Origin of the sequence: Streptomyces sp. NPDC059567 (assembly GCF_042735655.1) — a bacterium.
Lineage (GTDB): Bacteria > Actinomycetota > Actinomycetes > Streptomycetales > Streptomycetaceae > Streptomyces.
The window spans coordinates 4,716-14,393 of sequence record NZ_JBHWBS010000035.1 but is presented as its reverse complement, the minus strand read 5'-3'; the positions used below and the strand labels follow the sequence as shown (position 1 = coordinate 14,393).

Annotated in this window: 7 protein-coding genes, 1 tRNA gene and 1 pseudogene (1 of these 9 cut by a window edge); 6 read left to right on the top strand and 3 right to left on the bottom strand. The window is 70.3% G+C overall.

From position 1 onward, the window contains the following. A pseudogene (locus ACFVZW_RS17770) lies at positions 1–1,264 on the top strand (pyridoxal phosphate-dependent decarboxylase family protein); its annotated part reaches 308 nt to the left of the window's first position; the annotation flags it as partial. Further along, positions 1,261–2,673, top strand: coding sequence for a lysine N(6)-hydroxylase/L-ornithine N(5)-oxygenase family protein (locus ACFVZW_RS17765; RefSeq protein WP_384522209.1), 1,413 nt, complete (start codon positions 1,261–1,263; stop codon positions 2,671–2,673). The pseudogene ACFVZW_RS17770 and the gene ACFVZW_RS17765, both read left to right, overlap by 4 nt. Before the next feature lie 9 nt (positions 2,674–2,682). On the opposite strand, the gene ACFVZW_RS17760 is transcribed toward ACFVZW_RS17765, so the two are convergent. After that, positions 2,683–4,482: a bifunctional metallophosphatase/5'-nucleotidase gene (locus tag ACFVZW_RS17760; protein ID WP_384522207.1), complete on the bottom strand. Its 1,800-nt coding sequence runs from the start codon at positions 4,480–4,482 to the stop codon at positions 2,683–2,685. Positions 4,483–4,616: 134 nt separating this feature from the next. On the opposite strand from ACFVZW_RS17760, the gene ACFVZW_RS17755 reads away from it, so the two are divergent. The 3 genes from ACFVZW_RS17755 to ACFVZW_RS17745 all read left to right on the top strand — a co-directional run bounded on the left by ACFVZW_RS17755 (position 4,617) and on the right by ACFVZW_RS17745 (position 7,867). Continuing rightward, entirely contained in the window at positions 4,617–5,288 is a 672-nt protein-coding gene (locus ACFVZW_RS17755; RefSeq protein ID WP_384522205.1) for an SIMPL domain-containing protein, read from the top strand. A gap of 134 nt (positions 5,289–5,422) precedes the next feature. Then, on the top strand, positions 5,423–6,859 hold the full coding sequence (gene pyk, locus ACFVZW_RS17750; RefSeq protein WP_384522203.1) for a pyruvate kinase: 1,437 nt from the start codon (positions 5,423–5,425) through the stop codon (positions 6,857–6,859). 54 nt (positions 6,860–6,913) lie between these two features. Continuing rightward, positions 6,914–7,867 carry a DUF4331 family protein gene (locus tag ACFVZW_RS17745; protein ID WP_384522201.1) on the top strand — a complete coding sequence of 318 codons (954 nt, stop codon included), beginning with the start codon at positions 6,914–6,916 and terminating at the stop codon, positions 7,865–7,867. An 11-nt stretch (positions 7,868–7,878) separates the two neighbouring features. Here ACFVZW_RS17745 and ACFVZW_RS17740 read toward each other — a convergent pair whose 3' ends face one another. Both ACFVZW_RS17740 and ACFVZW_RS17735 read right to left on the bottom strand, forming a co-directional pair. Continuing rightward, positions 7,879–8,667: a helix-turn-helix domain-containing protein gene (locus tag ACFVZW_RS17740; RefSeq protein ID WP_384522199.1), complete on the bottom strand. Its 789-nt coding sequence runs from the start codon at positions 8,665–8,667 to the stop codon at positions 7,879–7,881. A gap of 84 nt (positions 8,668–8,751) precedes the next feature. Beyond that, a tRNA-Leu gene (locus ACFVZW_RS17735) sits at positions 8,752–8,834 on the bottom strand. Between the two features lie 94 nt (positions 8,835–8,928). Between ACFVZW_RS17735 and ACFVZW_RS17730 the strand changes: the two genes are divergently transcribed. Then, complete coding sequence (locus tag ACFVZW_RS17730) at positions 8,929–9,585, top strand: ANTAR domain-containing response regulator (protein WP_384522197.1); 657 nt, start codon at positions 8,929–8,931, stop codon at positions 9,583–9,585. Positions 9,586–9,678 lie beyond the last annotated feature (93 nt).

Here is a 9,678-nt window from a genome sequence, read left to right as displayed (position 1 = left end):
CGCGGGCCGGGGGGGGGGGGGGGGGTCTGTGGGCGCGCCCCCCCCCGCGCCCCCGCCCCCCCCCCCCCCCCCCCCCCCCCCCCCCCCCGGCGGGGGGGGGCCCCCCCCCCCCGACCCCGCCCACCCCCTCTGCGCCGCCCACCTACACACCCCACCCCTCGCGCTCGCCACCGCCGCCGACCTCGCCGCCTCCGCGCTCAACCCCTCCATGGACTCCTGGGACCAGGCCCCCGCCGCCTCCGCCCTGGAGGCGCTGGTCACCGAGGCCCTCGCCAAGGCCGCGTACCCCACCGCACCGCGCCCCGACGCACTCGCCACCACCGGCGGCACCGAGTCCAACCAGCTCGCCCTCCTCCTCGCCCGCGAGCGCCACGGCCCCGGCCATCCCCTCCAGGTCGTCGTCGGCGCCGCCGCCCACCACTCGTTCCGCCGCGCCGCCTGGCTCCTCGGCCTGCCCGAGCCGGTGACCGTGCCGACCCCGAACGGCACCCTCGACCCCGTCGCCCTCGACGAGGCGCTCACCGACCTCCACGGCCCCCTCCTCGTCGCCGCGACCGCCGGTACGACCGACACCGGCCGCATCGACCCCCTCCCCGAGATCGCCACGCTCTGCGAGGCCCACCACGCCGACCTCCACGTCGACGCGGCCTACGGCGGAGCCGCCCTCTTCAGCGACACCCACCGCCCCCTCCTCGCCGGCCTCGACCGCGCCCGCTCCGTCACGCTCGACCTGCACAAACTCGGCTGGCAGCCGGTCGCCGCCGGACTCCTCGCCGTCCGCGACACGGCCGACCTCGCCGTCCTCTCCCACACCGCCGACTACCTCAACGCCGACGACGACACCGAGGCCGGCCTCCCCGACCTCCTCGGCCGCTCCCTGCGCACCACCCGCCGCCCCGACATCCTCAAGATCGCCGTCACGCTGCGCGCCCTCGGCCGTGCCGGACTCGGCGAGCTCGTCGACCGGGTCTGCGCGCGCGCCCAGCACCTCGCCGACCTGGTCGAGAAGGCCCCCGGTCTGGAGCTGTACGAACGCCCGACGCTGACGACCGTCCTGTTCCGGCCCAGGGACGCCGACGACACCACCGTCGCCGCGATCCGCCGCACCCTCCTCGGCGAAGGGCGCGCCGTCCTCGGCCGGGCCCACGGGGACGGGCGGCTCTGGCTCAAGGCCACCCTGCTCAACCCCCACGCGACCCCCGGCGACCTCGAAGAGATCCTCACCCTCGTAGAAGCCCTGACGGAAGGCAGCACCGACCGATGACGGCCAGCACCCCCCAGCGAGACCTCGATCAGCCCCACGACCTGGTGGGCATCGGCATCGGCCCCTTCAACCTCTCCCTCGCCGCGCTGGCCCACGGCGTCCCCGGCGGCCTCGCGGCCACCTTCTTCGAGCAGAACCCGGCCTTCCACTGGCACCCCGGCCTGCTCATCGAGGGCACCACCCTCCAGGTCCCCTTCCTCGCCGACCTGGTGACCCTCGCCGACCCCGCCAGCCCCTGGTCCTTCCTCAGCTATCTGCGCACCCGCGACCGGCTCTTCCCCTTCTACTTCGCGGAGAAGTTCCACATCCAGCGCGCCGAGTACGACGCCTACTGCCGCTGGGTCAGCACCCGCCTCCCCGGACTGCACTTCGGCCACCAGGTCGACGCCATCCGCTGGAACCCCGAACGCGCCCTGTTCGAGGTCGACTTCACCCAGCTCGACACGGAGGGCGAGGCCGAGGCGCTGGGCCGCGCGTACACCAGGAACGTCGTCCTCGGCGTGGGCACCGAGCCGTACGTCCCCGAGCCGCTGAAGCCGCTCGCCGCCGCCCCGAACGTCCCCGTCATCCACTCCGCGGAGTACCTCGACCACCGCGAGCGGCTCCTCGCCGCCGAACACGTCACCGTCATCGGCTCCGGCCAGTCCGGGGCCGAGATCTTCCTCGACCTGCTCAAGGCCCGGCCCGCGGGCGCCGAGAAGATCCACTGGCTGGCGCGGACGGAGGCCTTCGCGCCGATGGAGTACTCCAAGCTCGGTCTGGAGCACTTCACCCCCGACTACACCCGCTACTTCCACTCCCTGCCCGAGTCCGTCCGCAACGAACTCGTGCCCCGCCAGTGGCAGTTGCACAAGGGCATCGACGCCGACACCATCGCCGCCATCCACGAGGAGCTCTACCGGCGCACCCTGCACGGCGGCTGGCCGGACGCCGTCCTCACCCCCGGCGTCCAGGTCCGCACCGCGGGCCGGGTCGCCACCACCAAGGTGGAACTGCACCTGGAGCACGTCCAGGAAGCCACCCGCTCCCGCCTCACCACCGACGCCGTCGTCCTCGCCACCGGCTACAAGGAGCGCCCGCTCGGCCGGATGCTCGCCGGACTCGACCCGTACACGCGGCACGACTCGGCCGGGCGGCCCAGGATCGACAGCGAGTTCCGGCTCGTCCTCGACGCGTCCGTGACCGGCTCCGTCTACGTCCAGAACGCCGAGAAGCACACCCATGGCGTCGGCGCCCCCGACCTCGGGCTCGCCGCCTGGCGCAGCGCAACCATCCTCAACTCGCTCACCGGCAAGGAGCCGTACCCGCTGCCGCGCCGCACCGCCTTCACCAGCTTCGGTCTGGAACGGCGAGAGGCGCCACGCGTCCCGGCCCAGGGCCAGGCGCTGACGCCCCTCACACAGAGCTGACCGTGGGGCTCAGAACACCGGCACACCTTCCCGGGTCAGCTTCCAGTCCACCGACGCGAACTGACCCGGATCGATCGACCCCTTCGCCTTCACCCACTGGATGATGGTGTTGCGGATCTCGTCCGAGTTGGCCCACAGCTGCTTGGCGTTCGCGACGTGCGGGAACGCGCCGCCGCCGCTGGCCCGGTAGTTGTTCACGGCGAGCACGAACTGCGCGGCCGGGTCGATCGGCTTGCCGCCGAAGGACAGGTTCACGATCCGCGAGCCGGCCGGCTTGGCGATGTCGATCTCGTACGTCACCCCGTACACCGCGTCGTAGTTGTAGTCCGGGGTGCCATCCGCGTTCGTCAGCTTCGCGGTGTCCACGGGAGCGCCCGCCGGCGTCCGAACGTAGTACCGGGCCGAGAACTCCAGGTAGTCCTTGATCTGGGCACCCGTCAGAAGGCGGGCCTCCAGGGTGTTCTCGAAGACGTACAGCCCGGCCGCGTCCCTGATGGTGACCTGACCCGCCGGGATCGCCGCCGTACGGGAGAAGCAGGACGCCTGCGAGAGGACCGGCAGGGCCGCGTACTCGCCGCCGGCCAGCGCCGCCTTCACCGTCTCGGCCTGGACGTGGTTGATCAGGTCGATGATCGGCTCGTCCTTCCACGGCGCCTCGGCCGTGGCCATGGTCGCGGTGGAGGTGCCGATGATCTGGTTGACGTACGCGACGACCTTCTTGTGCTCGTCGGAGAGCAGCCCGACGATCTTCGGGTCCTCCTCCACCGTGTTGGAGTTCAGGACCTGGGCGCCGACCTTCTCGACGGCCCAGCGGCCCTTCCGCCACACGAGCTCGAAGTCGAAGAGGGTGAGGCGCTGCCCCCACTTCAGCGGCTCGGACAGCACGACGTCCTTGCCGGTCTCCTTGTTCTTCACCCGGTACTCGGGGATCTCGGTGTGGGCATGGCCCACGAGGATCGCGTCGATGCCGGGGACCTGCTCGGCCACGAGCCCGGCCGCGTTCTCGATGTGGGGGAGCTGGTCACCGTACGAGGACGTGCCGCTGGAACCGCTGTGCGCCGACACGACCACCACGTCCGCGCCCATCGAGCGCAGCTTCGGCACCCACTTCGCCGCCTGCTCCTCCAGGCCGGGGAAGACCATCCTGCCGCTGACGTTGGCCTTGTCCCAGATGGCGATGCCCGGGTTGGTGAGGCCGAGTATCGCGACCTTCACGTCCCGGCCGTGCGGGGTCCGCAGCCGGTGCATGCTGTACGGCGGGAACGCCGGCCGCAGCGTCTTCGCGTCGAGCGCGTTGGCGCCGAGCAGCGGGAAGTCGCACTGCTCCTCGAACTTCCGGAGCACCGGGATGCCGTAGTTGAACTCGTGGTTGCCGAGGGCCGCGGCGTCGTAGCCGATGGCGTTCATCGCCTGCGCCATGGGGTGCACGGGACCGCGCCGGGCGGTGATCGGGTCGACCTTGGCGTAGTAGTACGAGAGCTGGGTGCCCTGGATGGTGTCGCCGGCGTCGATGAGGAGCGTGTTGCGCTTCCCCTTCGCCTTGCGCACCTGGTCGACGAGGGTGGAGATCTTCGCGAGGCCGACGTCGTTGTGGGCCTTGTCGTCGAACTCCTTGTCGGTGAAGTAGTCCCAGTTGAAGACGTTTCCGTGCAGGTCGGTGGTGCCCATCACGGTGAAGGAGTACCGCTTGGCCGGCCTCGGGCGAGGTCCGTGGGCCTGCGCCGGGGCGGTGGCGGCCCCCGTGGCGAGGGCGGCTCCGGCTCCGACGGCGACGGAGCTCTCCAGGAACGTCCGGCGGTTCAGCGGCATGTGTTCTCCTTGGTCCAGTGGTGCACAACGCGCGTAGATTCTGGCTCACCCGTCACGTCGGCAACAGAGCTTTCGGGTTACGGAGTGGGAAAGTGTTCGGGACCGCAGCCGTCGCCCACACGAGGGAGCCAGAAGTGACGACCCCACACCCGACCCCGGAAGCACCCCAGGTGGCCGTCCGCGGAGAGGCCCGACTCGAAGTCGACCCGGAAGTCGCCCGCATCGCCGTGACGGTCAGTGCCCGCGGCACCGACCGGTCGGCGACCCTCGCCGACCTCACCCGGCGCAACGCACTCGCCCTCGATCTCGCCAAGTCCTACGGCGAGGCCGTCGAGAAGCTGGAGACCGGCGCCTTCTCCATCACGCCCGAACCGGGCAAGCACGGCCGCGGCGAACGGATCCGCGCCTACCAGGGCCGCGTCCTGCTCACCGTCGAACTCTCCGACTTCACCGCCCTCGGCGAACTCACCACCCGCCTCGCCGACCTCGACCTCACCCGCGTCGACGGCCCCTGGTGGGCGCTGCGCCCCGACTCGCCCTCCTACGCCGAAGCCCGCCGCACGGCGGTGGACGAGGCGGTCCAGCGCGCCCGCGCGTACGCGGCGGCGCTCGGCACCACCCTCGCCGCCCTGCTGGAACTCTCCGACACGGGGCTCGTCCCGCCCCCGGCCGCACTGGGCGGGATGCGCATGGCCTTCGCCGCGGAGTCCGTCGACGTACCCCCGCCCCTCGACCTGGAACCCCAGCGCCAGACGGTCACGGCCGAGGTCACCGCCCGCTTCACGATGGCCCCTCCCGCCCTCTAGAACCACCGTCGAAACGCTCATCGGAGCACCCGCCCGCACAGATTCAAGACTTGTCAATAACCCTTCACGCAAAGGTTGTTGAACGGACATGCCCGGCCTCTTCTCTACCCACCGGTAAGCCCTAGGCTCGAACCATGCGCCGAGCAAAGATCGTTTGTACCCTGGGCCCCGCCACCGACACATACGACCAGATCAAGGCACTGGTCGAGGCCGGAATGGACGTCGCCCGATTCAACCTCAGCCACGGCAGCTACGCCGAGCACGAGGAGCGCTACCAGCGCGTTCGCAAAGCCTCCGACGAGACCGGCCGCAGCATCGGTGTCCTCGCCGACCTTCAAGGCCCGAAGATCCGCCTCGGCCGCTTCCGTGAAGGCCCCGTACTCCTTGAACGCGGCGACGACTTCACCATCACCGTCGAACCCGTCGAGGGCGACCGCCACATCTGCGGCACCACCTACGACGGCCTCGCCGCCGACGTCACCGCCGGTGAGCGCATCCTCGTCGACGACGGACGCGTCACCCTCGAAGTCACCTCCGTCGACGGACCCCGCGTCCACACCCGCGTCGTTGAAGGCGGAATGGTCTCCGACAACAAGGGCCTCAACCTGCCCGGGGTGGCGGTCTCCGTCCCCGCCCTCTCCGAGAAGGACATCGACGACCTCCGCTGGGCGCTGCGCACCGGAGCCGACATCATCGCCCTCTCCTTCGTCCGCAGCGGCCGCGACATCGAGGACGTCCACCGCGTCATGGACGAGGAAGGCCGCCGCCTCCCCGTCATCGCCAAGATCGAGAAGCCCCAGGCCGTCGAGAACATCGACGACATCGTCGCCGCCTTCGACGGCATCATGGTCGCCCGCGGCGACCTCGGCGTCGAGATGCCCCTCGAACAGGTCCCGATCGTCCAGAAGCGCGCCATCAAGCTCGCCAAGCGCAACGCCAAGCCGGTCATCGTCGCCACCCAGATGCTCGACTCGATGATCGACAACTCCCGCCCGACGCGCGCCGAGGCGAGCGACGTGGCGAACGCCGTCATCGACGGCACCGACGCCGTGATGCTCTCCGGCGAGACCAGCGTCGGCAAGTACCCCGTCGAGACCGTCCGCACCATGGGCCGGATCGTCGAGGCCGCCGAGGAGGACGTGCTCGCCAAGGGCCTCCCGCCGCTGACCGAACGGAACAAGCCCCGTACGCAGGGCGGAGCCGTCGCCCGCGCCGCCGCCGAGATGGGCGACTTCCTCGGCGCCAAGTTCCTCGTCGCCTTCACCCAGTCCGGCGACACCGTCAAGCGCCTCTCCCGCTACCGCTCGCCCATCCCGCTGCTGGCCTTCACGCCCGACCCGGCCACCCGCTCCCAGCTCAACCTCACCTGGGGCGTCGAGACCTTCCTCGGCCCACACGTCGACTCCACCGACGCCATGGTCGCCCAGGTCGACGAAGAGCTCTTGCGGATCGGGCGCTGCCGGAAGGGCGACGTCGTCGTCATCACCGCCGGCTCCCCGCCCGGCGTCCCCGGCTCCACCAACCTCGTCCGTGTCCACCACATCGGCGAGGACGACAGCCCGAAGGAGTGACCACGGCGGCCCCGTCGCACCACGACCCCCATGTCGTACCGCGAAGGTGACGCCATGTCACACCACCTCAGCGGCCCCCACCTGCGCTCCCCGATGGACGACGCCCGTCTGGACCTGACCGACCTCTTCGCCTTCACCGTCCCCGGCGGGCGCACCGCGCTCATCATGAACGTCAACCCGATCGCACCCACCGGGGGCACCGCGTTCCACCCCGACGCGGTCTACCGCATCAACGTCGACACCGACGGCGACAACCAGGCCGACATCGCCTTCAGCTTCACCTTCTCCGACCCCGCGGAGGACGGCGAGCAGACCCTCACCCTCCACCGCGCCACCGGCGCCGAGGCCGGCGCCCACGAAGCCGCCGGCACCCCGCTCTTCACCGACGTCCCCGTCTCCTTCGGCCGCGAACTGTCCGTCACCGAAGCCGACGGCTACAAGGTCTCCGCCGGACTGCGCAGCGACCCCTTCTTCGCCGACCTCGACGGCATCGTCGCCGACTTCAACTGGACCGGCACCGACTGGGGCGCCGACAAGAACGTCTTCGGCATCGCCCTCGAAGTGCCCGACGCCGCACTCGGCGACAACCCCGAGATCGGCGTCTGGGCCCGCGTCAGCCTCCACACCGACGGCGAACTGAAGTCCGTCGACCGAGGCGCCCACCCCTCCCTCACCGCGTACTTCAACGCGGAGGAGGTCAAGGACGCCTACAACGAGGGGGAGCCGGCCGACGACGTGGCGACGTACCTCGAACCCTGGAAGGCCGCACTCGCCCACACCGGCGGCTACACCCCCGGCGACGCGGAGGAGGCCCTGCGGACAGTCCTCCCCGACGTCCTGCGCTACGACCGGAACCGCCCCGCGTCCTACCCCAACGGCCGCACGCTGACCGACGACGTCACGTCGGCCCGTCTGGACATGATCTCCAACGGCAGAATCGTCTCGGACCACATCGGCCCCCACCAGGACCTGCTGCCGCACTTCCCCTACCTGGGAACGCCGCACTGAGAGGCGGGGGGTCAACGCTTGGGCCCCACGTGCAGGTCCATGAGCGCGACAGAGGCCTTGCGGGCGACGGAGATGTTCTGGGCGGTGCGTGACTGGTTGGTGGCCTTCCATTCGACACCGACGTGGTCCAAGGCGGCGGTGAGGAGTCCGATGATGTCGGGGGACGAGTTGGTGAAGAAGTACCGGGGGTACTCGTACCGCTTCACCCGACCCCCGATGATCTTCTCCGTCCAGTTGACGATCCTGCATCCGTCGGAATGGATGAGCCCCCGGATGAACGCCCACGGGTGCGCGTCGACGATCGCCTGCTGCCAGGGTTCGAGGGCGATGCGCCGCTCGTGCTTCTTCCCTGGGCCGTGCTGGGGGAAGAGGCACCAGAGGTGCTGGGAGGTGATCTTCACTTCCTGGCACCCTTGCCGCTGGACCCTGCACGCGGAGTTGTCGGGCAGGACTGACTCCATCGCTCTCACGCACTCGCGAATGAGGACAGGCCAGGAATTCGCGCATGTGATGGAGAGGCTCGGCACTCGCATGGCGCGGTTCTTGATGATGTGACCATCACCGAGATAGAGGCCCAGGAGATAGGCGTACGCGGCCTCATCCAGCTCGCGACCATCGCAAAGAGGGCACTTCGGGCTGTGCCTGCCCGGACACTCGCCGCGCGTCGCGCGGTCAACGTGCTTCCAGTAGCCGATCGTGCCCTTGGGAACGTTGAGCTCTCGGGCCACGTCCGCGTTCGTGGCGCCGCCCCGGAGCAAACTGAGCGCCCGCTGTCGTACTTCTGTGCCATGGAAGTTCATGTGGCTACTCTGTGCAACGCTTCCTGGCCGCAGGTAGCAAAAAGCGGACATTCACACGAAGGTGAACGTCCGCTTCAGAGCCGGTGCCGGGTGCGGGACTCGAACCCGCAAGCCCTCACGGGCAGATGTGTTTGAGACATCCGTGTATGCCATTCCACCAACCCGGCAGGGTTGCCAGTCGGAGTGTACCCGGTCACCGGTCTGGCCAGCAGCTAGGTAGGCTTCTTCGTGCAGCGCACTGCCCCGCAACGAGGAGCCCCCGTGACCGCCCCCGAGTCGCCCCAGCCCGCCGACGACGCCGATGCGTCGCACGTCCCGCCGCTGACGACCCGTGTCGTCATCGCCGAGGACGAGGCCCTCATCCGCCTCGATCTCAAAGAGATGCTCGAAGAAGAGGGCTACTCGGTCGTCGGCGAGGCCGGCGACGGTGCCCGGGCCGTCGAGCTCGCGCGGGAGCACCGCCCCGACCTCGTCATCCTCGATGTGAAGATGCCCGTCCTGGACGGCATCTCCGCGGCCGAGAAGATCGCCGGGGAGTCCATCGCGCCCGTCCTGATGCTCACCGCGTTCTCGCAGCGCGACCTCGTCGAGCGGGCGCGGGACGCCGGCGCCATGGCGTATCTCGTGAAGCCGTTCAGCAAGAGCGACGTCGTGCCGGCCATCGAGATGGCCGTGTCCCGGTTCGCGGAGCTGCGCGCGCTGGAGCAGGAGGTCGCCGACCTCTCGCAGCGGCTGGAGACCCGCAAGCTCGTCGACCGGGCGAAGAGCATCCTGCAGACGCAGTACGGCCTCACGGAGCCCGCCGCGTTCCGGTGGATCCAGAAGACCTCCATGGACCGCCGCATGTCGATGCAGCAGGTCGCCGAGGCGGTCATCGAGGACGCCGAGGAGAAGAAGGCGGCCAAGGGCGGCCAGTAGCAACGGCGCAGTACAGGAGAAGGGCCCCCCCCCCACCACCGGGGGGGGGGGGCGGGTGAGGGGGGGGGGGGGGCTCGTGCCCGGGGCCGCGGG

What these genes read in the sequence shown, in the direction of transcription:
- ACFVZW_RS17765 (WP_384522209.1), top strand. Translation starts at nt 1,261, where the DNA reads ATGACGGCCAGCACCCCCCAGCGAGACCTCGATCAGCCCCACGACCTG.
- ACFVZW_RS17760 (WP_384522207.1), bottom strand. Translation starts at nt 4,482, where the DNA reads ATGCCGCTGAACCGCCGGACGTTCCTGGAGAGCTCCGTCGCCGTCGGA.
- pyk (WP_384522203.1), top strand. Translation starts at nt 5,423, where the DNA reads ATGCGCCGAGCAAAGATCGTTTGTACCCTGGGCCCCGCCACCGACACA.
- ACFVZW_RS17745 (WP_384522201.1), top strand. Translation starts at nt 6,914, where the DNA reads ATGTCACACCACCTCAGCGGCCCCCACCTGCGCTCCCCGATGGACGAC.
- ACFVZW_RS17740 (WP_384522199.1), bottom strand. Translation starts at nt 8,667, where the DNA reads ATGAACTTCCATGGCACAGAAGTACGACAGCGGGCGCTCAGTTTGCTC.